This window comes from Devosia epidermidihirudinis (genome assembly GCF_000971295.1).
Lineage (GTDB): Bacteria > Pseudomonadota > Alphaproteobacteria > Rhizobiales > Devosiaceae > Devosia > Devosia epidermidihirudinis.
Genome location: NZ_LANJ01000012.1, coordinates 1 through 24,058, shown reverse-complemented (window position 1 = coordinate 24,058; position 24,058 = coordinate 1). Strand labels below are relative to the sequence as shown.

Annotated in this window: 23 protein-coding genes; 8 read left to right on the top strand and 15 right to left on the bottom strand. The window is 60.2% G+C overall.

Features of this window, described 5'->3' with window-relative positions; translation table 11 throughout:
• Positions 1–87 precede the first annotated feature (87 nt).
• From WH87_RS07145 to WH87_RS07125, 5 genes are all read left to right on the top strand, one after another.
• Positions 88–336 (top strand): DUF1467 family protein, encoded by a 249-nt coding sequence (locus WH87_RS07145; RefSeq protein ID WP_046140210.1) that lies wholly within the window; start codon positions 88–90, stop codon positions 334–336.
• A 70-nt stretch (positions 337–406) separates the two neighbouring features.
• Positions 407–886, top strand: coding sequence for a hypothetical protein (locus WH87_RS07140; RefSeq protein ID WP_046140209.1), 480 nt, complete (start codon positions 407–409; stop codon positions 884–886).
• A gap of 296 nt (positions 887–1,182) precedes the next feature.
• Positions 1,183–2,532, top strand: coding sequence for a proline--tRNA ligase (gene proS / locus WH87_RS07135; protein WP_046140387.1), 1,350 nt, complete (start codon positions 1,183–1,185; stop codon positions 2,530–2,532).
• A 59-nt stretch (positions 2,533–2,591) separates the two neighbouring features.
• The gene (locus WH87_RS07130) at positions 2,592–3,899 is read left to right on the top strand and encodes an ABC transporter permease (RefSeq protein ID WP_046140386.1); all 1,308 of its coding nucleotides are present in this window, start codon (positions 2,592–2,594) and stop codon (positions 3,897–3,899) included.
• The gene (locus WH87_RS07125; RefSeq protein ID WP_046140208.1) at positions 3,892–4,578 is read left to right on the top strand and encodes an ABC transporter ATP-binding protein; all 687 of its coding nucleotides are present in this window, start codon (positions 3,892–3,894) and stop codon (positions 4,576–4,578) included. Before WH87_RS07130 ends, WH87_RS07125 begins: the two co-directional genes overlap by 8 nt.
• A gap of 121 nt (positions 4,579–4,699) precedes the next feature.
• On the opposite strand, the gene WH87_RS07120 is transcribed toward WH87_RS07125, so the two are convergent.
• From WH87_RS07120 to WH87_RS07085, 8 genes are read right to left on the bottom strand one after another with little or no spacing between them, the layout of a single operon-like run.
• Positions 4,700–5,116: an HIT family protein gene (locus tag WH87_RS07120; protein ID WP_046140207.1), complete on the bottom strand. Its 417-nt coding sequence runs from the start codon at positions 5,114–5,116 to the stop codon at positions 4,700–4,702.
• Between the two features lie 3 nt (positions 5,117–5,119).
• Complete coding sequence (locus WH87_RS07115) at positions 5,120–6,244, bottom strand: hypothetical protein (RefSeq protein ID WP_046140206.1); 1,125 nt, start codon at positions 6,242–6,244, stop codon at positions 5,120–5,122.
• Between the two features lie 54 nt (positions 6,245–6,298).
• Positions 6,299–7,477 carry a GNAT family N-acetyltransferase gene (locus WH87_RS07110; RefSeq protein WP_156458143.1) on the bottom strand — a complete coding sequence of 393 codons (1,179 nt, stop codon included), beginning with the start codon at positions 7,475–7,477 and terminating at the stop codon, positions 6,299–6,301.
• Positions 7,478–7,495: 18 nt separating this feature from the next.
• Positions 7,496–8,323, bottom strand: a complete 828-nt coding sequence (locus WH87_RS07105) for an endo alpha-1,4 polygalactosaminidase (RefSeq protein ID WP_082092544.1) — start codon at positions 8,321–8,323, stop codon at positions 7,496–7,498.
• Positions 8,283–9,035, bottom strand: a complete 753-nt coding sequence (locus tag WH87_RS07100) for a glycerophosphodiester phosphodiesterase family protein (RefSeq protein WP_046140204.1) — start codon at positions 9,033–9,035, stop codon at positions 8,283–8,285. The genes WH87_RS07105 and WH87_RS07100 overlap by 41 nt, the downstream gene beginning before the upstream one ends.
• A 60-nt stretch (positions 9,036–9,095) precedes the next feature.
• A complete protein-coding gene (locus WH87_RS07095) occupies positions 9,096–9,554 on the bottom strand; it encodes a RidA family protein (RefSeq protein WP_046140203.1) in 459 nt (152 codons plus the stop codon).
• Positions 9,551–10,873 carry a DNA polymerase IV gene (locus WH87_RS07090; protein WP_046140202.1) on the bottom strand — a complete coding sequence of 441 codons (1,323 nt, stop codon included), beginning with the start codon at positions 10,871–10,873 and terminating at the stop codon, positions 9,551–9,553. Before WH87_RS07090 ends, WH87_RS07095 begins: the two co-directional genes overlap by 4 nt.
• Before the next feature lie 3 nt (positions 10,874–10,876).
• A complete protein-coding gene (locus WH87_RS07085; RefSeq protein ID WP_052726580.1) occupies positions 10,877–11,155 on the bottom strand; it encodes a DUF3572 family protein in 279 nt (92 codons plus the stop codon).
• 99 nt (positions 11,156–11,254) lie between these two features.
• On the opposite strand from WH87_RS07085, the gene WH87_RS07080 reads away from it, so the two are divergent.
• Both WH87_RS07080 and WH87_RS07075 read left to right on the top strand, forming a co-directional pair.
• The gene (locus WH87_RS07080) at positions 11,255–11,626 is read left to right on the top strand and encodes a response regulator (protein WP_046140200.1); all 372 of its coding nucleotides are present in this window, start codon (positions 11,255–11,257) and stop codon (positions 11,624–11,626) included.
• Between the two features lie 91 nt (positions 11,627–11,717).
• Positions 11,718–13,088, top strand: coding sequence for a PleD family two-component system response regulator (locus WH87_RS07075; protein WP_046140384.1), 1,371 nt, complete (start codon positions 11,718–11,720; stop codon positions 13,086–13,088).
• A gap of 407 nt (positions 13,089–13,495) precedes the next feature.
• On the opposite strand, the gene rpmG is transcribed toward WH87_RS07075, so the two are convergent.
• The 5 genes from rpmG to WH87_RS07050 form a co-directional block, all read right to left on the bottom strand.
• Positions 13,496–13,663, bottom strand: a complete 168-nt coding sequence (gene rpmG, locus WH87_RS07070; protein ID WP_035096841.1) for a 50S ribosomal protein L33 — start codon at positions 13,661–13,663, stop codon at positions 13,496–13,498.
• A 94-nt stretch (positions 13,664–13,757) separates the two neighbouring features.
• Positions 13,758–14,153: a DUF983 domain-containing protein gene (locus tag WH87_RS07065; RefSeq protein WP_046140199.1), complete on the bottom strand. Its 396-nt coding sequence runs from the start codon at positions 14,151–14,153 to the stop codon at positions 13,758–13,760.
• A 4-nt stretch (positions 14,154–14,157) separates the two neighbouring features.
• Positions 14,158–16,443, bottom strand: a complete 2,286-nt coding sequence (gene rnr, locus WH87_RS07060; protein WP_046140198.1) for a ribonuclease R — start codon at positions 16,441–16,443, stop codon at positions 14,158–14,160.
• 859 nt (positions 16,444–17,302) lie between these two features.
• On the bottom strand, positions 17,303–19,978 hold the full coding sequence (topA, locus tag WH87_RS07055; RefSeq protein ID WP_046140197.1) for a type I DNA topoisomerase: 2,676 nt from the start codon (positions 19,976–19,978) through the stop codon (positions 17,303–17,305).
• Between the two features lie 126 nt (positions 19,979–20,104).
• The gene (locus WH87_RS07050; protein ID WP_342667177.1) at positions 20,105–20,686 is read right to left on the bottom strand and encodes an ankyrin repeat domain-containing protein; all 582 of its coding nucleotides are present in this window, start codon (positions 20,684–20,686) and stop codon (positions 20,105–20,107) included.
• A 199-nt stretch (positions 20,687–20,885) separates the two neighbouring features.
• On the opposite strand from WH87_RS07050, the gene murB reads away from it, so the two are divergent.
• The gene (gene murB / locus WH87_RS07045) at positions 20,886–21,905 is read left to right on the top strand and encodes a UDP-N-acetylmuramate dehydrogenase (RefSeq protein ID WP_046140195.1); all 1,020 of its coding nucleotides are present in this window, start codon (positions 20,886–20,888) and stop codon (positions 21,903–21,905) included.
• Positions 21,906–22,253: 348 nt separating this feature from the next.
• Here murB and dprA read toward each other — a convergent pair whose 3' ends face one another.
• Together dprA and plsY are read right to left on the bottom strand one after the other, a co-directional pair.
• Positions 22,254–23,357 carry a DNA-processing protein DprA gene (dprA, locus tag WH87_RS07040; protein WP_046140383.1) on the bottom strand — a complete coding sequence of 368 codons (1,104 nt, stop codon included), beginning with the start codon at positions 23,355–23,357 and terminating at the stop codon, positions 22,254–22,256.
• Positions 23,358–23,378: 21 nt separating this feature from the next.
• The gene (plsY, locus tag WH87_RS07035) at positions 23,379–23,978 is read right to left on the bottom strand and encodes a glycerol-3-phosphate 1-O-acyltransferase PlsY (protein ID WP_046140194.1); all 600 of its coding nucleotides are present in this window, start codon (positions 23,976–23,978) and stop codon (positions 23,379–23,381) included.
• Positions 23,979–24,058: the final 80 nt, after the last annotated feature.

Genomic DNA, 24,058 nt, shown 5'->3' with positions numbered 1-24,058 from the left:
TCTCCTGCGTCAATAGGCAACGGCGATTCCCGCTTTCGCGGGGATCGCTAGACGCGTAACTTCCCGCCAACAGGAAAGGGACTTTCCATGCAAATCGGGTCGTTCATCGCCGTTTTCTTCGTGGTCTGGTGGCTCGCCTTTGTGGCTGTTTTGCCAATTGGCCAGCGTAGCCAGGCTGAGGCTGGTGAGGTTATCGCTGGAACAGAGCCGGGCGCACCTGTTGCCCCCCGGCTGCTCTACAAGCTATCGCTCGCCACTGGAATCTCCATCGTGATCACCGCATTGCTGCTGTGGGGCCTCAGCAACGAAACTCTCCACCACTATTGGAACCGCTAACAGCGTTTGGCCGCAATTGAGCCTGCTTCCCTGTTAGGGATGGGTCTCTCAGACCCATCCTGGATACACGATGAAGCTATTTCTGTTGCTGCCGCTTTTGATGTTCGCCACGCCTGTCTCAGCCGCGTGGGAAGCTGACAGCAATACCAGTAAGAAGTCGTGGTTCTACGCCGCCTTTGGGCGTGATGACGCCCGCACTGTCGAACTTCAGGTTTATTGCGACTTCAAATTTCCCGGTGAATTGACCCTCTTGCTGTTCACCGGCGAGGATTTTGACCCACGCGGTGAAGATGCTGGCGACCTTGACGTCACAGCGTCCGTCGATGGCACCAAGTTCGGTCCCCTCAAGGGCTACAATGACGACATTGGTGGCGAGCGAACGATCGTGGTCGAGAGCTCAAATGAAGGGGGTGTGCTCGACGTGCTCAACGCGATGCGTGGCGCCAAGAATCCGGTACAAATTAGCTACAAGCAAACACGGCACAGCTTCTCGGTCGAAGGCATAGAAGAGAGCGTAGGGTCGGTGATTGATGGCTGTCAGCGCAAATAAGGTTGCAGGCGCTACAAACAAAAAAGCGGGGCACTAGGGCCCCGCTGAATTGAGTTTGATCGACAATACGCTGGTCTTAGGTGCGCTACTGAAGCGCGCTGCCAACGCTCCTCCCTTGACGTTGTCGACGTCCGGCGGTTTGGACCGCCTTTGCTTTATTGTGAGGGACCCTAACAACAAGATTTGAGACTGTCACGCAGATTCTGCATGCCTTCCATGCTTGCATCGGATGGACGAGTAGGATTTGAGTGGGCATCAAGAAAAGCCTTGAGTCGACTGTCCTTTCGGGAGCCAACATGCGTCTGTCTCGCTACTTCCTGCCTGTTTTGCGTGACGTTCCGAAAGAGGCAGAGATTGTCTCGCATCGCCTGATGTTGCGGGCCGGGATGATCCGCCAGCAGGCCTCGGGCCTCTATTCGTGGCTGCCACTCGGCTACAAAGTGCTGATGAAGGTCCAGAAGATCATCGAAGAGGAGCAGAACCGCTCCGGCGCGATCGAGCTTTTGATGCCGACCATCCAGTCGGCTGATCTCTGGCGCGAGTCCGGGCGTTATGACGCTTATGGCAAAGAGATGCTGCGCATCGAAGATCGCCACGAGCGCGAATTCCTCTATGGTCCGACCAACGAGGAAATGATCACCGACATTTTCCGCACTTACGTAAAGTCCTACAAGGACTTGCCGTTGAACCTCTACCACATCCAGTGGAAGTTCCGCGACGAGGTGCGTCCTCGCTTCGGCACCATGCGCAGCCGCGAATTCCTGATGAAGGACGCGTATTCGTTCGACCTGAACAAGGAAGAGGCCGTGAAGGCCTACGAGCGCATGTTCGTCGCGTATATGCGCACCTATGCCCGCATGGGTCTGACAGCCATTCCAATGCGGGCCGACACCGGCCCAATTGGTGGTGATCTGAGCCATGAGTGGATCGTGCTGGCGGACACCGGCGAAAGCGCAGTGTTCTGCGACAAGCGCCTGCTCGATAAGCCTATCCCAGGCAAGGACACCGATTTCCGCGGCGACCTGCACCCGATCTTTGAAGACTGGACCTCGATGTATGCCGCGACCGAAGACATGGTCGATATGGCTGAGTTCGAGAGCACGGTTTCGGAAGAAAATCGCGTTTCTGCGCGCGGTATCGAAGTTGGCCATATTTTCTACTTCGGCACCAAGTACTCCGAGCCCATGAAGGCGACCGTAACCGGTCCCGACGGCAAGGAAATCACAGTGCATATGGGCTCTTATGGCGTCGGCCTTACCCGGCTGGTGCCTGCCATCATCGAAGCGTTCCACGACGAGTCCGGCATTGTCTGGCCCGTCAGCGTCGCGCCGTTTGAGGCCGTGCTCATCAATCTCAAGGCAGGCGATGCGGAATGCGACGCGGCTTGCGACAAGCTCTATGCCGAGTTGAACGCGGCTGGCCTCGATATGCTCTATGACGATCGGGATCAGGGCGCTGGCGCCAAGTTCACGACGGCAGACCTTGTGGGCATTCCGTATCAGATCATCCTTGGGCCACGCGGCCTCAAGGCTGGCGAAGCGGAAATCAAGCACCGCAAGACCGGCGAGCGCGAGACGCTGCCGATCGCGGACGCGGTGGCGCGCCTGAAGGGCCTGATCGAACCACAAAGAAAGACTGACATTTGACCGATACGGCGCAGCCTGCACTGAACAAGGGCACGCGCGCCTTTTCGCGCTTTGAATGGATGGTGGCGGGCCGCTATCTGCGGGCCCGCCGCAAAGAGGCGTTCATTTCGGTGATCGCCAGCCTGACCATGGTCGGCGTTGCCATTGGCGTGGCGACGCTGATCGTCGTTATGTCTGTGATGAACGGCTTCCGTGCCGAATTGCTGACCAAAATACTCGGCCTTAATGGGCACTTCACGGCCTTCCCGATTGAGCGTCAGTTCACCGACTACAAGGAAACCGTTGAGGCGCTGCAGCAGGTCGATGGCGTGAAGTTTGCCGTCTATTTCGTTGAAGGCCAGGTGCTGGCGTCGGCGCGTAACAGTTCGACCGGCGTTACCGTTCGCGGCATGGACGAAGCGAACATCAAGAAGCTCAGCCTGCTGTACAACGCGGCAGAGCAGGGCGGTTGGGACCAGTGGGACACCTCCAAGGGTGTCGCAATAGGTTATCGTCTGGCGCAGACCTTGGGGCTGTCTCTGGGCGATCAGGTGCAGATCATCAACCCGAACGGGGCGATGACGCCGTTTGGTTCGACCCCCCAAATTCGATCCTATCCGGTCAATGTGATCTTCAATCTCGGCATGGTCGAGTTTGACAGCTTCTTTATGTACATGCCCATCGAGCCGGCGCAGGACTTCTTCAAGATGTATGAGGATGTGCTGAAGCCGGGGCAGGCGCCGCTGGACCCACTTGCCACGGACGAAGAGATCGACGCGGCATACCAGCGCGTCGCACAGGCGACCGCCGTCGAGATTTTCATTGATGACCCGGACAATGTCACGGTGATGCGCGAGCGTCTCCAGAGTGATCCCAACACGCGCCCGTTGGTCATGACGGACTGGCAGCAGCGCAATGAGACGTTCTTCTCGGCGCTTCAGGTCGAGCGTGTCGTGATGTTCACGATCCTGTCGATGATCATCCTTGTGGCCGCGTTCAACATCATTTCCAGCCTCATCATGCTGGTGAAGGACAAGAGCTCCGATATCGCCGTGTTGCGCACCATGGGGGCCACGCGAGGGGCCATCATGCGCATATTCTCGATCACCGGGACCACTATCGGTTTCATCGGGACATTTGCGGGACTGGTGCTGGGCCTGGTCGTTGCGGCGAATGCCGAGACGCTGCGGGCCTTTGTGTCGAACACGCTCGGTGTGGCGATCTTCCCGCCTGAAGTGTTCTTCCTGTCGTCGCTGCCATCCAAGACTGATCCGATTGAGGTGACCGTCGTGGTTTGCCTCGCGCTTGGTCTCAGCTTCCTTGCCACGCTTTATCCGGCTTGGCGCGCCGCTCAATATGATCCAGTCGAGGCCCTGCGTTATGAGTAAGCCACATCTGGTTCTTCGCGATGTTCATCGCCACTATGGTCAGGGTGACAAGGTCATCCGCGTGCTCGAGGCGGCAAACCTGACCGTGCAGAGTGGTGAGTTGGTAGCGCTTGTTGCCCCATCGGGTGCGGGCAAGTCGACGCTATTGCACCTGTCTGGGCTGCTGGAGAGCCCTCAGGGCGGCGAGATCGAGATCATTGGCATTCCGACCAGCAAGTTGGGTGACCGCGGGCGTACGCAGCTCCGCCGTTCGACTGTCGGATATGTCTATCAGTTCCATCACCTGCTGCCCGAGTTCACGGCGCTGGAGAACGTCTCCATGCCGCAGCTGATTGCGGGCGTGTCTCCTGCCGATGCTGACAAGCGTTCCATGGAGCTGCTGGATCTGTTGGGTGTTGGGCCACGGGCATCGCACCGGCCGGCCGAGCTGTCTGGGGGCGAGCAGCAGCGTATCGCGATCGCGCGTGCGGCGGCAAACCATCCCAAAGTGATTCTGGCGGATGAACCGACGGGTAATCTCGACCCTGAGACCAGCGATATCGTATTTGGCGCCTTGGCCAACCTAATCAAGAACGAAGGCGCTGCGGCGCTAATCGCCACGCACAATCATGATCTTGCGCGCCGCGCCGATCGCGTGGTGACGCTCAAGGGCGGTTTGGTCGTCGACCACATTTTGTGATTGGGCTAAACGGGCGCATAATCCGTTCTCCTTGCTCAAGGAGAACGGTAATGACCTTGCTGATGATCATTGGGACTATGGCTATCGTGGGTGTGCTGACAGCGAAGTCCTGGCACCTGCACTAGAGCTGCGCTGCAATCTCGCTGGCCAAAGCTGCCAGTTCTGCATCGTCGGCTTTGCCGCCGGCGTGAGGCGCCAGGGCTGTGCCTTCATAGGCCGGAATAATGTGGAAGTGCAGATGGAACACCGTCTGCCCGGCAGTGGCTTCGTTGAACTGCGCCAGCCGAATGCCATCAGCATTGGTGGCTGATTTGACGGCCTTGGCGACTTTTTGGACCAGAGGAATGACGGCCGCGAGGGCGGCTGGGTCGGCATCGAGCAAATTGCGCGAGACGGCCTTGGGAATGACGAGGGTGTGACCGCGCGATTGCGGGAAGATGTCCATCATCACCAGTGCGGTTTCATCCTCATAGACCTTATGAGCCGGGATTTCGCCGCGCAGAATTTTGCCGAAAATGTTGGACGGGTCATAGGTCATGGATCATTCCGCCGGCTTAAAGTCGTCCGGCTGGCCCTTCTGGAAAAAACGGAAACGGAAGTAGTTGAGGACGGCGAGGCCGGTGAATGTCACCGGTACGTAGCGGAAGCCTCGACGGATGAAGAACAGCGCGATGTTGACTGCGGTGCCTGCACTCATCGGGCCTTTGCCCATGGCGGAGGTGAAGGAGGAAGGCACGATGTGGCGGTAGATCAGCGCATCGGAGCGGTAGAAGTCGCGAGCGCGCCAAGCGAAAGCGCGCTTGGACGATGAATAAGCCTTGAGCTCGTCCATACCCATGTCGCCATGGAACTCGACTTCAGAACCAACTGCCCACACTTCTGGTGGTGCCAGGCGCGTCTTGCCCATCTCGGTGAACAGCTCGGTGAGGTCGCGGAACGTGACGTAGTTGGCGTCCCAACAATCGTCGGACTTGGCGCCATGTGCGAGCACGAGAACCTCGGCGCGCTCCAGTTTTTCCTTCATCGCCGCGTAGTTGCCTGCCGAGAAGTCGACACCGGACTTGGCGGTCTCGACTATGCCGCCAAGGCTAGTGAGCTTGGCGACCATGGCTGCCCCAAAGGCACCACCCGCACCAGTGACCAGAAAGTGGCGTCCCTTGATCTGGCATGTGGTGCCGAAGATCAGGTCGAAGACGTTGGCAAAGGACGAGAAGAAGTTGTGCGGATAGACGTGGTGCATGGCGTGGTAGTTGTTATCCACCCACAGCAGGCCCTGCTGGCCGCCCACACGGTCCATGGACATGTGATTGTAGTCCAGCCCCTCTTCGCGCAGCGTCATGACCAGCATGATGGTGCGGAGCGCCGCGACGGCGGCAATTACGGGCCATGGGAAGATGAACAGGAATACGACCGTTCCTGCCATTGAAGTCAGGTATTCCGGCAGAATGTGGAACCAGATATTGGCCCGGGCATAGGCCGGGTTGATCTGCATATCGAGGCCCAGGAACTTATGGTGCACCCAATGCCAGGATGAGAACTTGCGCAGCAGCGGGATGCGCGAGTTTTCCCATTTGTGAAGCACCCAATGCAGCGCGTCGAACAACGCGGTCGAAACCACGAATACGAGGAAGGCCTGCAGCAGAAAAACGACAATGTCCCAGATCATGGGTTCCTACATAAGGCCGTTATGGGCTTGGGGAAAGTGGCGATAGTGACACGGCTAGCGGTCGGTGCGCTCACCCTTGCGGAATGGTGTGAACTGGTCGAGCAGCGCCTGTTCATGGGCCACGGCGTTGCGTTCACGGTTGAGGAAGTCTGAAACCGCCTTGCGCAGACCAGGATGGGCTATCCAGTGGACGGAATGGGTGGTTGCGGGGGCATAGCCGCGGGCGAGTTTGTGTTCGCCCTGCGCGCCTGCTTCGACCACGGCCAGCTTGTGGGCGATGGCGTAGTCGATGGCCTGATAATAGCACAGCTCGAAATGCAGGAACGGCACGTCGCGGGTGCAGCCCCAATTGCGGCCATAGATGCGGTCGTTACCGACGAAATTGATGGCACCCGCGATGGGCTCCGCTCCGTCATAGGCCAGCATCAGCACGATGCGATCTGCCATGGTTTCGTTGAGGCGCGAGAAGAACTCGCGATTGAGATAGGGCGTGCCCCATTTGCGGGCGCCGGTGTCCTCGTAGAAATCGTAGAACGCGTCCCAGTGATGCTCCTGCAGGTCGCTGCCGGTTAGCCATTTGACCGTGATGCCATCGGCCAATGCGTCGCGACGCTCCCGGCGGATGGTCTTGCGCTTGCGGGAGGATAGGGTCTCGAGGAAATCGTCGAAGGTCGCAAAGCCCTCGTTATGCCAGTGGAACTGGGTATCGACGCGGTGCAGCCAACCGTCAGCCGTGATCTCGTCAGCTTGATCTGCTGGTACGAAGGTGGCGTGGACGGACGATGCGTGGCGCTGCCCTGCGAGCTGCTGAGCGGCAGAGAGCAGGGCGACTGTTACCTCGGCATCGCCGGAGGGAACCAGCAGCTTGGGCGCGGTTACAGGCGTGAAGGGGACCGAGCATTGCAGCTTGGGGTAATAGCTGCCGCCGGCCTCCTGAAACGCATTCGCCCAGCCGTGATCGAAGACGTACTCACCCATGGAGTGGGACTTGAGAAACAGCGGCATCAGGCCGACCGGAGTATCATTCTCATCGCTCAGCAGGATGTGCTGAGGCTGCCATCCCGTCCGGCCATTGGCGCAACCGGATTGCTCAAGCGCGAGGAAAAAGGCGTGATCCAGGAATGGGTTATCCGGCTTTCCATCATGTGATGGAGCAAGGTTGTTCCATACCTCCGCTGGAATGCTGGCGGTCGAAGGATGGATGGTCGCGCGAAATGTGGGCTGGGGTGCCAAGAGAATGTCCGGCGAGTGTCAACAGGTCCGATAGAAATAGGACGGATCGCCTGACATTGTAAGGTTGCGGTCGCGGCGGATGACGGAGATTTTCTCGCCACGGGCAGCGCAGGCTGTCTCGAAAAATCGAGGGTCCGTGTCGGTGTACTCGATTTCTATGACATTGCGGCCGTAGACGTCCGTGTAGGCGTCGCATTCGGCGTACATCTGGCAACTCTCAACGATGGCGAAATCGAAGCCTGCTGACTTGCCCTGCGGCCCCAGGTCAGCGCCATTTTTCTGTGCGAAAGCCAGTCCGAGGCTGTGGGCATGGGCGGCGAGGGCGCTGGCATAGGCAAGGTTGTCCGCCACCGTCAGCGCGCCGTTCGAGCGCGAATACGTGTCTAGATTGTCTGCCTCAATGGCCTGGAAGCCGTCACGGGCGCATTGGGCGATCCAGCGTGCGGTGACCAGAAACAGCGCAGCGCGTTTTTCAAACGTGCTGGTGTCGAGGATAATTTCACCGGGCCAGTTCGGGTCCTCAACAAATGAACCGTCGGGACGGGTCAGGAGCACGCTGGTCGGTAAAGCCGTCCATAGATACTGCTCGTGCGGCTGGGTTTGAAAGGCGTTGATGTAGCAGATGTTGTAGAGGTCGGGCACAGGTGGCTCGGTGCGATCGCGGCTCAACACGGTGACGCCATCGGGTGGCGGGTAGGCGCCGCCGAGCTGGGAATCGTACTGCCCACCAGCAGGTGGCAGGATGATCGTTGCCGCTAGGGTGGCGGGGCTCGCGAGCATCAGGATGCCCGCGAGCAGACAGCACCTATGCAGGGTCAAAACCTTCAAAGACGATCTGGTCGACATGGTCACGTGCCTTGGCGGCTTCCTCTGTCGAACGGATGGTCCAGGCCGTCACAGGCTTGCCGAGGACGCGCCAGAAGCTGATGGCGGGCAAGTTGAGGGCGTTCTTGTCACAGGAAATGAAATCGAACTGGGTCTCATGCCAATGCAGCAAGTGGCGGAGGGTGAAACGCTGTTCGGCCGTGAGATGTGAATCCTCGTTGGCGTCTTCGTAGTCGTAGGTGATGATGCCGCGTGGCCCGGCGAAACCGAACTGGCGGATAGCCGTCAGCAGGTTCGGATCGAACGACTCGATGGTCACTGGGCCTTCATAGGACTTGAGGGCCTCAGCAACGGCGCGGGCCAGCAATTGCGTACCGGCAGTGTCGCGCTGGTGCTTGAGCTCGATCTGGAGCAGGGCGCGTCCGGCAATCTGCTTGAGGAAGTCGGTAAAGCGCTGTGGGCAATCCCCGCTGGCGCTATCCAGAAGTGGCGTCGTGGTCAGGTCTGCTGCGAGCGTGTCCGCCACGGCGCCAACCTTGCCCGTCAGGCGGGAGAGGTCGTCGTCGTGGAAAATGACAGCGACGCCGTCGCTGGTGAGCTGAACGTCACATTCGATTGCGAAGCCGCCGGCAATGGCGGCCTCAAAGGCGCTGGCGCTATTTTCGATGATGCCTTCGGCGCGGTTATGCAGGCCGCGATGGGCGATCGGATCGGGAAAGAGAGCGTCGGTCATGCTGGCCTCGTACTAGTTGGAGGGCCTCATTGGCACCAGAATGTGACGTTCGCGTTACGCTCAGACTTCGATGATGGCTTCGATTTCTACCGCTGCGCCGAGGGGCAGGGCAGCGACGCCGAACGCAGCGCGGGCATGCTTGCCCTTGTCGCCGAGAACGCCGATCAGCAGGTTGGATGCGCCATTGGCCACCAGATGCTGCTCAAAGAAGTCAGGTGTCGAGGCGACCAGGACAGTGATCTTGAGGACGCGCTTGATGTCTTCCAGCGGGACGCCTGCGAGGTGGACGATCTGGGAGAGGACGTTGACGATGGCGACTTCGGCAGCATTGCCGCCCTGAACCACGTTCATGTTGTCGCCGAGACGGCCGGTGATAACGGTTCCGGAGGCAATCGAGATCTGACCCGAGACAAAAACGAGATTGCCGCTGCGGGTGACGGGAACATAGGAGGCTACTGGTGCCGTCGAGGCTGGCAATTCATAGCCGAGTTCGCGGAGCTTTTCGATTGGGCTGGTCATCTGGTCTTGCCTTCGTTTTTGTCGTCTTCGGTCTCAACCGGCGCAGGGTCCGGTCGCTGTTTGTAGAGTTTGCCTCGCACAACAGCCTCTCGCCCGAAACGGTTTCGGACGCGGTCCATCGCGCGCTCGGCAGCAGCCTTGCGGGCCACATTGGGCTCCAGCAAATCCGCAGGATCGTTGCCGTCAGCGGTATCAATACCGGAAACACCGATTCCGATCAGTCGGAAAGCAGTGCCGTCGATCTCTCTTTCGAGCAGCGACAACCCGGTCTCATAAATCACATTTGCGAGCTGCGACGGGATCATTAAGTGCCGGGCGCGAGTACGCAAGCGGAAACCGGCAGACTTCAACTTTAGGGTGACCGTGTCGCCGACGATATTCTTGGCCTTGAGGCGTTCGGAAAGGCGCTCCGAAACCTTTAGTAGTTCTGTTGAAAGTTCGTCCAGGCTACTGATATCATTGTTAAATGTAGTTTCTGATGAGGCGGTTTTCATCTCGCTATCGTTGGAGATGCGGCGGCTGTCGATGCCGCGCGATAGACGAGAGAGACGCGCGCCGGTTTCTCCGTATCGCCGCATCAGGTTCTCGGGCGGCTCCTCCTGTAGCTGGCCGATAGTGGTGAGGCCGTCTTTCCGAAGCGTTTCGGCGAGTACCTTGCCGACGCCAAAGATGAGGCTGATGGGTTTGGGTGCCAGGAACGCTATGGTCTCCGCAGCGCCGATCACTGCAAAGCCGCGAGGCTTGTCCAGGTCTGAGGCAATCTTGGCGAGGAACTTGTTGTGACTCAGGCCGACGGAGATAGTCACGCCGATCTCTGTCTCGACAGCGCGAGCAAAGCGGGCGAGCACCACTGCTGGTGGGGCCTTGTGCAGCGCCTGGGTGCCGGACAGGTCGAGGAAAGCTTCGTCAAGTGAGAGTGGCTCCACCAGCGGCGTCAGGGCATCCATGTGCGCGCGGATCTGACGGCTGACCGCCACGTATTTTGCCATGTTCGGCTTAATGATCACTGCATCGGGGCAAAGCTGGCGAGCCTTGAACATGGGCATGGCTGAGCGGACGCCATATTGGCGAGCGATGTAGCAGCAAGTGGAAACGACGCCACGGACGCCGCCGCCGATAATCAGCGGCTTATCGCGGAGGGAAGGATCATCGCGCTTTTCGACTGACGCATAAAAGGCGTCGCAATCGACGTGGGCGATTGAGAGGTCGAACAGTTCGTCATGAAATTGTAAGCGCGGTGAACCACATGTAGGGCAGCGACGTGGTTCGGACGCCGTCCCATGATGCAGGCAATCGCGACAGAGCCAGTTTTTCGCCATCGCTCACCCGGCTGGGTTGAGGCGATACCATACCCGCATGAACTCTTCCGGGGATGTGCCCGTGTTGGCGCAGAGGGCGAGCAGAATCGGTTCGTTTGATGCAAAGTAATCGATAAGGCCGCGCTGGAATGCCGGTGCGCCAACGGAGCGGCGGAGTGCATCAGGATCGAGGCCAGCAAATTGCATGAAAGCCAACAGCTCGTCTGGGTTTTCCGCAAGGTAGCCCAGGCAGGAATCGGCCAGAGTTGTGACGGAAGGTTCGACTTTCTCAGAACGCAGCAAAGCCGGCCTCATTTGGTGTTTTGTAAGAGTTTGCATGGTAGCTGAAGCGTGCGGCAATGCGAAGTGCCGCCAGCGTCCTAGTGGCGCAAGGATAGATAAATGCCAAAGACTGTGATGATCGTCGAAGACAATGAGCTCAATATGAAGCTCTTCAACGATCTGCTCGAATCGCGCGGATATGCCGTCATCCAGACCCGCAGTGGGATGGAGGCGCTTGATCTTGCGCGTGCGCATCATCCTGATTTGATCCTGATGGATATCCAGCTTCCGGAAGTTTCCGGGCTGGTCGTGACCAAGTGGCTCAAAGATGATGATGAGCTGGCGCACATCCCGGTCATCGCCGTTACTGCTTTTGCCATGAAGGGCGATGAAGAACGGATTCTGCAAGGCGGGTGCGAGGGTTACATCAGTAAGCCCATTTCTGTGCCTCACTTTCTGGAAACTATTGCACGCTACATTGGTCCTGCCTGATCACTGACTGCCTTACTTTGGCAAGACTGGTCGGCACGCTCCATGCCGACGGTAGTTGCTGTCGGCCAGCGAACAGGTTTTCGAGGCTGTAGTGACCGCACGCGTACTCATCGTCGACGATATCCCGACCAATGTCCGGCTGCTCGAGGCCCGGCTTTCGGCTGAATATTATGAAGTCGTGACAGCGTCGTCCGGGCCGCAGGCGCTGGAGATTTGCCAGACTTCAGATGTCGATATCGTCCTGCTCGATGTGATGATGCCCGGCATGGACGGTTTTGAGGTGTGTCGCCGGCTGAAGGCTGACCCGAAAACCCATCATTTACCGGTACTTATGGTCACTGCGCTCGATCAGGCTTCTGATCGGGTGAAGGGGCTTGAGGTTGGGGCGGATGACTTTCTGACCAAGCCTGTCGATGACATGCAGCTAATGGCGCGGGTGAAGAGCCTGGTGCGGCTGAAGTCGCTTACGGACGAGCTGCGGGCGCGGGCGATGACCGGGCAGCAGATTGCTATTGAAGACGCTTTGCGGGCCATGGATAACATTTCTACGGTGGGTGGCTCGATCTTGATCATCGACACCGATGAACGCCACGCCGAGCGCATCAAGGGCTATCTTTCACCCGAGCATAAAGTCGACATCCTGACACAGCCGGCCGACGCCGTGTTCCAGGTGACTGGCGCGCATTACGAGCTGGCGCTGGTGACAATGGCGCTGACGGACTTCGATCCGCTGCGCGTCTGCTCGCAAATTCGTACGCTTGAGCACACGCGGACGCTGCCGATTATTTTGATGGCGGACGAGTCCGACAAGCCGCGCGTGGTGCGGGCGCTTGATCTGGGCGTCAATGATTTCATCATGCGGCCCGTGGAGCGCAATGAACTCTCGGCGCGGGTGCGAACGCAAATTCGCAGGCAGCGCTATGCACTTGAGCTGCGCCAGAGCGTGCACAACACCATGGCGCTCGCCGTGACGGACGATATGACGGGGTTGTATAATCGCCGTTATTTCGAGCGCCACCTGACGGTGATGCTGGGCAAGGCCCAGAGCCAGGACCGCGATATGGCCCTGATGATTCTGGACATCGACCACTTCAAGGCGGTGAACGATACCTATGGCCACGACGTTGGTGATGCGGTGCTGAAAGAGTTTTCGGCCCGCATGAAACGGAACATTCGAGGGGTCGATCTCGCCTGTCGTTTCGGGGGAGAAGAATTTGTCGTGATGATGCCGGACACCGATGTGCAGCAGGCGGATGTGGTCGCTGAACGGGTTCGGCAGGCGATTTCTGAGCGGGGATTCGATGTGGGTGTGGGGCGGCCGCTTTCGGTGACGGTGTCGGTTGGCGTTGCGCTCTATGAGGGCGGGACTGATACACCGGAATCACTGATCAAGCGGGCCGACGTGGCGCTGTATCGGGCCAAGCATGAGGGGCGGAACCGGGTCGTTTTCGACGCGGCGTGACCCCCGGCAGCAATTGCTGCAATTGGATGCGTTAGGGTTATCTGTTATAATTAACAAAAGGTTATCTGGCTGTGAGGCCCGGATTTCCTTGTGTTTTGGCGCGGCGGGCGTAGGGTCCAGCCAGACAGCAGGCACGCCCTTGGGTGACGCTGCTGATCGCTCCCTGCGCTATCCTGGGTCCGCCGCAACTCCTGGGATCCGTAGGGCGGCTGGTCCGGATGTGGACAGAGTGGCCTCTTCGACATGCCACTCCGGATCAGCCACTTTTACCGTTCGCGCATTGTGACAGACCCGGCGTATGCGCTAGCAGACTGTTAGCACCTGCGCGCGAAAAGCCTGACAAACGGCGACAAAAAAGCCCCGGAAAAATCCGGGGCTTTTGTCTATCCGTCGAAAACGGCGCCAGATTACTTGATCTTGGCTTCCTTGAATTCAACGTGCTTGCGCACAACCGGATCGTACTTGTTGTACGAGAGCTTCTCGGTCTGGGTGCGGGCGTTCTTCTTGGTGACGTAGTAGAAGCCAGTATCAGCCGTCGACACGAGCTTGATCTTGACGGAAGCGGCTTTGGCCATTGGAGTATCCTCGACAAACAATAAGGCGCCACGAAATCGCGGCGCTTTGAATTTGGGCGCAACCTACGGATTTGCCGCAGATTGTCAAGTCGGCTTAGTCAATCTGACCAGTTCCGAAGCCATACATGCGGTTGGCCCACTGCAGGCCAACGATCGCACCCTTGATGGAGGGGAGCATGGCGAGAGGCATTATGATCGACAATGGGACCATGGTGTACAGGTAGGTCAGTGGATTGACGTGGTAGACCATGTCCATGTGCAGCATGATCGCGACCAGGATGTGGCCGACGATCATGATGGCGATGTATGGCGGGAAGTCATCGGCGCGGTGCAGATTGAGCTGCTCGCCGCAGACGTCGCAGTTTTCAGCAACCTTGAGATAGGCGCGGAACATCTTGCCCTGACCGCAATGCGGGCACTTGCACAGCGTGCCACGCCACATTGCCTGCCAAACACTGCGTTCTTCGAGGGTTTTGACTTCGCTAGCCATCCGATTACCTCTTCCTACGTCCCTTGGGACCGTACGACCTAGGTGGGCGCTTTTGGCCCTTTCTTGAAGATGACGGATTGACGCGGACGCCCTCCGACAGCAGCTCAAAGCGCAGTGCGCCTGCGACTGGGGCGGCCTCCAGTAGCCGAACGGTTACGCGATCGCCGAGAGCAAATTTCTCGCCGGTGCGATCACCGATCATCGCCTGCCGCTCTTCGACATAGCGATAATAATCCTGACCGAGCGTCGAGGCGGGAATGAAACCGTCAGCGCCGGTTTCGAGCAAACGCACGAACAGGCCGGAGCGGGTGACGCCGGAAATGCGACCTTCGAATCGGGCGCCAATCTTGGTGGCCAGGAACTGGGCCAGCAGGCGGTCGGCGGTTTCGCGTTCGGCCGACATGGCACGGCGCTCAGTGGAGGAGAGGTGCTGCGCGATGCCTGCCAGCTTGAGGGTTTCGTTTTCGGACAGGCCATCATCACCCAGATCGAGTGCGCGGATCAGCGCGCGGTGAACGATCAGATCCGAATAGCGGCGAATGGGCGAGGTGAAGTGGGCATAGCGGTCGAGATTGAGGCCGAAGTGGCCGTAGTTCTCGGCTGAGTATTCGGCCTGTGCCTGGCTGCGCAGGACCATCTCGGACACCTGTTCGACATTGCCCGCCTTGCGGGCCTGGCCGAGAATGCCATTGAAGTCGGAAGCGCGGACGCTGTCAGACTTCTTGATGGAAATATCGAGCGAGCCAAGGAAATCGCGCAGGGCCTGCAGCTTTTCGCTGCTGGGCTCGTCGTGGACGCGATAGAGCAGGTTGGATTTCTTCTGCTCCAGCGTTTCCGCGGCAGCGACGTTGGCGGCGATCATCATTTCTTCGATCAGCCGGTGGGCATCGAGCCGCTCTGGAATGCGGATGTCTTTGACCATGCCCTTTTCGTCGAGCACGATCTTGCGCTCTGGCAGATCGAGGTCGAGCGGACCACGCTTGTCACGTGCCGACGCCATGGCATCATAGGCCGCGTAGAGCGGGCGCAGAATGGGTTCGAGCAGTGGACCCGTCTGGTCATCGGCATTGCCATCAATGGCCGCCTGAGCCTGTTGGTAGCTCAGTTTAGCGGCCGAGCGCATCAGGATGCGATGGAAGCTGTGATTGCGCTTCTTGCCATCGGCGCCAAACACCATGCGAACGGCCAGAGCGGCTCTCGGAACGCCTTCTTTGAGCGAGCATAGCTCGTTGGAAATACGCTCGGGCAGCATAGGCACGACACGATCAGGGAAATAGACCGAGTTGCCACGCGTGTAGGCTTCGCGATCCAGCGGGGTGCCGGGGCGGACATAGGCTGCAACGTCCGCAATGGCGACGATGACGACGTGGCCACCGGGATTGGCCGGGTCCTTGTCGGCTTCGGCATAGACGGCGTCGTCATGATCCTTGGCATCGAACGGGTCGATGGTAATGAGCGGCACATCGCGCCAGTCTTCACGGCCCTTGAGCGTTGCCTCGGTGGCCTGATCGGCCTCGCGAATGACGCTGGCGGGGAAGCGATAGGGAATTTCGAGGTTGTGAATCGCGATCATAGAGACCGCGCCTTCGGACATGGGATTGCCGATGACCGCGACGACCTTGGCGCGCGGGATCATCAGGCGGCCGGAGAGCTTGACTTCGACCTCCACAAGATCGCCATCGGCTGCGGTGAGCAAGTCACCGAGCGGAATGCGCATTTCCTTCTGCTTGCGATCAACGGGGATGAGGCGGGCGCCTTCATCGTCCATGCGCACAATGCCGATCTGGCCGCGACGCGGCTTGTCGAGAATCTTCATCGCCTTGGCGGTGTAGACCGGAATGTCATCGTCGCCGGCATCAATGCGGGCCAGGATGCGATCGCCGGGCGCGGGCACCACGCGGACATTTGGACCCGCCAGTACGGTTACGCGGGGGCGTTCGCCTTCTTCCTCGTTCCACTGCGCCGGGAAGGCGTGCAGATGGTCCGGATCGGCATCGGTGGGGATATCGAGCACGGTAACGGCGGGCAGGGCGGCAGTGCGGCGCAGCGCCTTGCGGGTGCGCGTGATGATGCCATCGCCTTCAAGCTCGGCCAGCATGGCCTTGAACGGGCGACGCATATCGCCGCGAATGCCGAACACCTTGGCAAGATCGCGCTTGCCCTTGATGTCGTCGGTGTTCTTGAGCGCTTCGAGCAGTTGCTCGCGGGTTGGCAGGGTGCCAGCGGCTGGCTGGCGCGGGCGGCGTGGGCCCGACGTTGATTTGGTTTTGGTCGTTGGCGCTTTGGCCATGGGTAGCTTTCTATAAGGCGCATCACCGAATGTGGGAGCGCCGGACTGTAATGTTGGCCCGGACTCCATGGGGCGGGCGAGTTGGACTAGATATGGACTGGAATGGTGGGGGGTACAACGGGGCGGTGGCCCGAGAGCCAACAGCCAGACGCAGGGCTGGCGTTATTTGTTGGAATTCAGCCAAGTTATACCAAGGTCTGCCGGGTTGGCATGAACTTGTCCAATCAAGCCATTGAAAAGTCTAAATGGCTGGCCATATCGGCATTCGAGCGGAAACGCTCATTCCCCTTAATCTATTTTTGGCTTGCACCCAAGGGGTGCGAAGCATGGAGGTTTGTTATGCCCGCCCTTAGGCTCTGTCTGTCATGTGCTGGACCTCGGCCACGCGCCGCCGTTCGTTGCCCATGGTGCATGGCCGATTATTCGTCCCCCCGTCGCCCGCCAGAGCATCTGTTCGGCACCAGCGATGGCGAGAAACGCGCGGCAAACCAAGCCTTTGACCCGGCGATAGCCGATCCCGAGAGGATGCGACCAAAGGCCCATTAGCCTTACCAGCGCAAATGGCCATGATGGTGGCAGCAGCGTGTGCCGGAAACGACCGCGCTGCAGGGGTTCGAGCGCTGAACAGCTAGGCGCTCACCCCGCCTTTTCCAATAACTTGCCCGGGCCACGGCCCGGGCTTTTTGTTTTTAGGGGGTGTGGGGGTGATTGAGCGGCGATCGGAGTACCCCCTCCTAGCCTCCCCCTGATAGGGGGAGGGACAGATCGCATTTGGGGCACGCGTTTGGTTCACCCGCTGTCCGGTTCCTCCCCCTGTTCAGGGGGAGGCTAGGAGGGGGTGCTCTATCGACTAGGACCCCTAGAACGGGACGTCTTCGTCCGAGACGGTCTTTTTGGCGGCGGCTTTCTTTGGCGCGGCTTTTTTGGCAGCCGGCTTTTCAGTGCCGTCCTTGGCGGCGGCCTTGGTGGCTGCAGCTTTGGTTGTTGTCGTCTTCTTTGCAGCAGGCTTTTTGGCTGCGGCTTTCTTGGCCGGCGCCTTTTTGACCTTGGTGCCGGTGGCCTCGGCGCGGGCAGCGATCCACTGCATCGCCTGCTCGACGGTTACGGCCTCGGGCGCAATATCCTTGGGGATGGTGGCGTTGATCTTGCCCTGGTTGACGTAGGGACCATAGCGGCCTGCGCGGACCGTGATGGGGCCTGCGTCGTGCTCGAAGGTTTGGATGGCTGCCACGGCAGCACCGCCGCGCTTGAACCCGCCAGCGGCCTTCTGCGCGAGAAGATCGACAGCGCGGTTGAGACCGACAGTGAAGACTTCTTCGACATCGGGCAGGTTGGCGTATTTGCCATCGTGCAGGATGAAGGGGCCATAGCGACCCAGCCCAGCAGAAATGGGGAGCTGGGTTTCAGGATGCAAGCCCACTTCGCGCGGCAGCGACAGCAGCTTGAGCGCTGCTTCGAGCGTCATGGTGCCCGCGTCCCAGCCCTTTGGAATGGAGGAGCGCTTTGGCTCCTTGCCATCGCCGAGCTGGACATAGGGACCGAAACGGCCGGTCTTGAGGTGGACGTCTTCGCCCGATTCTGGATCGGTGCCGAGAACGCCGTCGCCGGCTGCGGCTTCGCCCGACTGGCCGTTGGCCGCGTCGGAGAGCTGCATGGTGTGGCGGCATTCAGGATAGTTCGAACAGCCGATGAAGGCGCCAAACTTGCCGAGCTTGAGCGAGAGCTGGCCGGTGCCGCAGGTTGGGCACAGGCGCGGATCGCCGCCGTCGGGCTTGGGCGGGAAGATGCGGCTGGCGAGCAGGTCGTTCAGGGCGTCGAGCACCTCGGAGACGCGGAGATCCTTGATCTCGGTGGTCGCAGCGGTGAAGTCCTTCCAGAAGTCGCGAAGAACCTGTTTGTATTCGAGTTCGCCAGCCGAAATGAGATCGAGCTGCTGCTCGAGATTGGCGGTGAAATCGTACTCGACATAGCGCGTGAAGAAGCTCTCGAGGAAGGCGGTGACGATGCGGCCGCGATCTTCGGGGTGCAAGGCCTTGCCTTCGAGGCGGACATAGTCGCGGTCCTTGAGGGTGGTGAGCGTGGCCGCGTAGGTCGATGGGCGACCGATGCCCAGCTCTTCCATCTTCTTGATGAGGCTGGCTTCGGTGTAGCGGCTCGGCGGCTGGGTGAAGTGCTGCTCGATATCCACTGCCTGCAGGCTTGGCTTGTCGCCAACGGCCAGTGGGGGCAGCTCGCGGCTGTCTTCGTCCTCGGTCTCTTCATCGGACTTGGCCTCGACGCCATAGAGCGCGAGGAAGCCGGGGAAGGTAACGACGGAGCCGACGGCGCGCAGCTCGACGCTGCGACCGGGCACATTGACCGCGATATCAACCGTGGTGCGGTCGATCTCGGCTGATTTCATCTGCGACGCGAGCGTGCGGCGCCAGATCAGGCCATAGAGCTTGGCCTGGTCGGCATCGAGGTGGAGCTGCTCGGGGCGCTTGAACATATCCGTCGGACGGATGGCTTCGTGCGCTTCCTGGGCATTCTTTGCCTTGGTCTGATAGATGCGTGGCTTTTCGGGCAGATACTCCTCGCCGTAGTATTTGCCGATGACCGAGCGGGCCATGGAAATGCCTTCAGGCGCCATCTGCACGGCGTCGGTACGCATATAGGTGATCAGACCGTCTTCGTAGAGGCGCTGGGCGATCTGCATGGTGCGATTTGGCGACAGGCCTAGGCGCGAGGACGCGTCCTGCTGCAGCGAAGAGGTGGTGAACGGCGCGTAGGGATTGCGCTTGGTCGGCTTCTTTTCAACGGACGAGACGTTGAACTGGCCGGACTCGATGAGCTTTTTCAGCTCGGCGGCGTTTTCGCCGGTCTTGATGTCGAGCTTGTCGGTCTTTTTGCCATCGACCGAGAACAGGCGGGCGAGGAAACTCTTGCCGGACTGGGCGAGCTTGGCCTCGACGGACCAATACTCGTCTGCCTTGAACTTTTCGATCTCTGCTTCGCGGTCAGACACGAGGCGCAGCGCCACCGACTGCACGCGGCCAGCCGAGCGGGAGCCCGGGAGCTTGCGCCACAGGATGGGCGAGAGGGTGAAGCCCACGAGATAATCGAGAGCGCGGCGGGCCAGATAGGCATCGACCAGCGGCATATCGATGTCGCGCGGCTTAGCCATAGCGGCCAGCACGGCATCCTTGGTGATGGCGTTGAACAGGACGCGGCTGACTTCGGTGTCCTTCTTGATCGCCTTTTTCTGACGCAGAACGTCGAGCACGTGCCAGGAAATGGCTTCGCCTTCGCGATCAGGGTCAGTCGCCAGTATCAGGCCATCGGCTCCCTTGAGAGCGTTGGCGATGTCGGCGATGCGCTTCTTGGAGGCCGTATCGACCTCCCAGGACATGGCAAAATCTTCGTCAGGACGAACCGAACCGTCCTTGGCCGGCAAATCGCGGACATGGCCGAAGGATGCCAGGACTTCATAGCCCGAGCCCAAATATTTGTTGATTGTCTTAGCTTTAGCCGGACTTTCAACGACGACGACCTTCATGGAAATCCTGTTCCGCAACCGCTTCTGTAAGGTGGCGCAACATGGTGAAGCGAAAGGAGCGTGTCAACGGGCTCGCTTTCACACTGGGTATCCTCCCCATAGGGGAGAGAAATCTTTGGCCGGTTTTCAGCGGGCAAGGAGAGCCGCGATTGCGCTGTAACCACGCTCAGTTGCGTGCTCAGGGGCGGTGACGCCATTGCCATCGGGTATGGCCGGATCGGCGCCGCCATCGAGAAGCGCGGTCACGATGCGCTGATAGGTCTCGGTGCCGTCGCCCAGAATCACGGCCTCCATCAGGGCGGTCCAGCCGAGATTGTTGACGTGGTTCGGATCCACGCCTGCTTTGAGCAGTGCTTCTACGGTTTCGAGATGCCCGCGTTCAGCGGCCGGAATAAGGGCCGTGCCGCCGAAACGGTTGAGGCTTTTGAGGTCGGGGCCATGATCAAGGATGAGGCGGAGGATCTCGAGGCGACCGCGGGCTCCGGCAAGCAGGAATGGGCTATCGCTGATCCGATCCTTGGCGTTGACGTCGGCCCCCGCTTCGAGAAGGAGGCGCGCCGAGGCGATGTCATTGTTCCAAACGGCGACGAGCAGCGCGGTCTGGCCCTCTGCATTGCGTTGATCGGGTGCTTCGCCGGCCTGCAGCAGACTGGCCAAAGCTCGGCTGTCGCGCTGCGTTACGGCATCGAGCACATCAGCTTTGGCCATCGTGATACTCCCCAACAATAGAAGCATGGCTAGGATGTAACGCACTGAATGTCCTCTCTATCTTTGTCGGCAGCATGGCATAGAGCGCGCTAAAGCGGGGGTCACTGATATTTGAGCGCTGGAGTTGGCCGTTAAGGGCCGCCATGCTAGCGAGGGGTTGGGCATTGCCCGACCACCCAAACATTGGTGTTTAGGCCAAATGACCGTTCCAAGCCTTTCCTTGATTCCAGATTTCGACCTGACCACGCGCAATACGCTGGCGCTGGGCGCGCGTTCGCGCCTCGGGGTGCTGATAACAGCGCCAGAGATGGTACCAACACTGCTGTCGGAGGCCGCTGCGGATGGCTTTGCCCTGCGCATTCTGGGCGGCGGGAGCAATGTGGTGCTGGCGCCGGATTTCGATGGTGTGACCGCGATGATCGCCATCATGGGGCGACGTGTCGTTGAAACCGGGGCTGAGGGCACGCTGGTTGACGTTGCGGCGGGCGAGAACTGGAACGAGCTGGTCGGCTGGACGGTAGAGCAGGGGCTGGGTGGGATTGAAAACCTTGCCGGTATTCCCGGAACAGTTGGCGCTGCGCCCGTTCAGAACATCGGCGCCTATGGCGTTGAGGTGGCCGACGTGATCGAGACGGTCACGGTGTTTGACCGCGACGAGTTGCGCGAGCGGGTGTTTGCCAAAGACGAGTGTGCGTTTGCCTATCGCGACAGCCTGTTCAAGCGGGAGGCTGGACGGTTTGTGGTGCTGTCGCTGCAGCTTCGGCTGCCAGCGGTATGGGTGCCCAATGTGAGCTTTGCCGGCCTGTCTGAGCTGGGTGAGGGGGCCGAGGTGACGCCACGCGCCGTGATGGAGCGGGTGCTGGCGCTGCGTGGGTCGAAATTGCCGGATTGGCGGGTGACGCCGAATGCCGGGTCGTTCTTCCAGAACCCGATTGTTGGGGCCGCGGATGCGCAGGCCCTGCTGGCGGAATTTCCGACAGCACCGAACTTCTTGCAGGCCGATGGGCGGCTAAAGCTTTCGGCTGGCTGGCTGATCGAAAAGAGCGGGCTGAAGGGGTTTCGGCTGGGACCAGTGGGCATGTCGGAGCGCCATGCGCTGGTGCTGGTGAATTATGGGGGCGCCGTGGCGGGGGATGTCGCGGCGCTGGCTGACCATGTGAAGCGAACGGTGCGCGAGCGGTTTGGTGTGCAGCTGGCTGAGGAGCCGGTGTTTTTGTAGTGCCCGCGTTTCCTTGGGTTTGTGCGTCTACCCCCTCCTAGCCTCCCCCTGCAGAGGGGGAGGGACTGCATCGCGTTTCTGGTGGGATGTGACCCCATCCACTGTAAGGTTCCTCCCCCTATCAGGGGGAGGTTAGGTGGGGGTACTCGGGTGAATCACTCTCACCCTTGATCCCTCCCCACAAGGGGGAGGGAGACGACTGCTTCACTCCCCACCATAGTCATCACCCGGCTCGTCCGGGTGATCCATGCCGCACCCATCGAAAGCTGGATTGCCCGGACGAGCCGGGCAATGACGATGAATTGGAAAAACGGCGCACACCCGCGGCCGTTGGTTCAGGTTTCTGGCCTAAGAGTACTTCAGCGCCACGAGTTGGCCGCTCGACCATTCGATCAGGCCGGCGAGGTCCAGCTCCAGCAGCAGCATTTGCATGGCTGATACTGTGAGGTCGGATTGGCGGATGAGTTCGTCGACTTCGACGGGTGTCGAACTGATGAGCTGGAGCAGGCGGGTGCGGTCGTCTTCGGTGGGGGCGGCTTCAGGGGATGGGTCGAGGTCGGGTTCCCAATCGCGGTCAAAGAGGTAGGAGCGGGCCGGGTCGGCGCTGCCAAGGGTTTCGATGATGTCCTCTGCGCAGGTGATGAGCTTGGCGCCCTGCTGGATCAAGGCGTTGCCACCTTCGGCGCGAGGATCGAGCGGGGAGCCGGGAACGGCGAAGACGTCGCGGTTTTGTTCCAGCGCCAGGCGGGCAGTGATAAGAGAGCCGCTCTTTTTGGCGGCCTCGACCACGACGATGCCCAGCGATAGACCGGAAACCAATCGGTTACGCCTCGGGAAGTCACGGGAGCGGGGTTCCCAGCCCAGCGGCATCTCGGTCAGCAGGGCGCCGCCATTGTCGAGAATGTCATGGGCAAGCGGGATGTTTTCTTCTGGATAGATCTTGTCGAAGCCACCCGCGAGGACGGCAATGGTGCCTGTCGTCAGCGTGGCTTTGTGGGCGGCGGCGTCGATGCCACGGGCAAGGCCGGAGACGATGGTGTAACCGCGCTCGCCAAGATCGGTGGCAAGCAGGCGGGTCATCTTGATGCCGGCCGATGAGGCGTTGCGCGCGCCGACGATGCCGACAGTGCGCTGCCAATCGAGGTTTTCGCCGCCGGCCATGGTGACCAAAGGCGGGGCGGCGGGGATGAAATTGAGCAGAGGTGGATAGGCCGGCTCGCCACTGGCGACGAGGCGGGCGCCGTAGCGATCAAGCCCGGCGAGTTCATCCTCGGCCTGGGCCTGCGTGGTGATGCGGAGGGGCTTGCCGGTGCGCTTGAGAATGTCTGGAAGGGCATCAAGCGCTGCTTCGGCAGAGCCGAAACGATTGAGCAATTGGCGGAAGGTGGCGGGCCCGACATTGTCGGTGCGGAGCAGGCGAAGCCAGGCGGTTCGTTGGGCGGGCGTCAACATGGTCGCGCCCGCCGCCAAGGTTTATGGGGCCTTCTTTTCCGAGCCAATCTTGGGCTCGGTGCCGCGCAACAAACGCATGATGTTGGCGCGGTGCTGGAAGAACAGCAGGATGGCCAGCAATCCAGCGGTGGCCGCCAGCTTCTCGTTGACGATCACGTAGGCAAAGATCGGCGCGGTTGCGGCGGCAGTAAGCGCGGCCAGCGAGGACATTTTCTGGGCGAAGGCGATGAGCAGCCAGACGGCGCAGAAGATGAGGCCAACAGGCCATGCCAGCGCCAGCAGCGAGCCGATCATCACGGCGACACCCTTGCCGCCCTTGAAGCCCAGCCAGACCGGGAAGCAATGGCCCGCAAAGGCCGCGATAGCAGCGACCATGGCAGCGTCTTCGCCCCAGAGGCCACGGGCCAACAGAACGGGCAGCGCGGCCTTGGCGGCGTCGAGAATGAGCGTGGCAGCAGCGAGCCAGCGATTGCCGGTGCGCAGCACATTGGTTGCGCCAATGTTACCGGAGCCGATGGCGCGGATATCGCCGAGACCGGCAGCGCGGGTCAGCAGCAGGCCAAACGGCACCGAGCCGCAGAGATAGCCCAGAATGGCTGCATAGATCAGGTTGATGGTCATCGACTGCTCCCCAGGGCTTTAGGCAGAATTAGCCTGAGGGCGAGGTTGGCGACAAGGGGGCGGGGGCGGTTGGCGGCTGA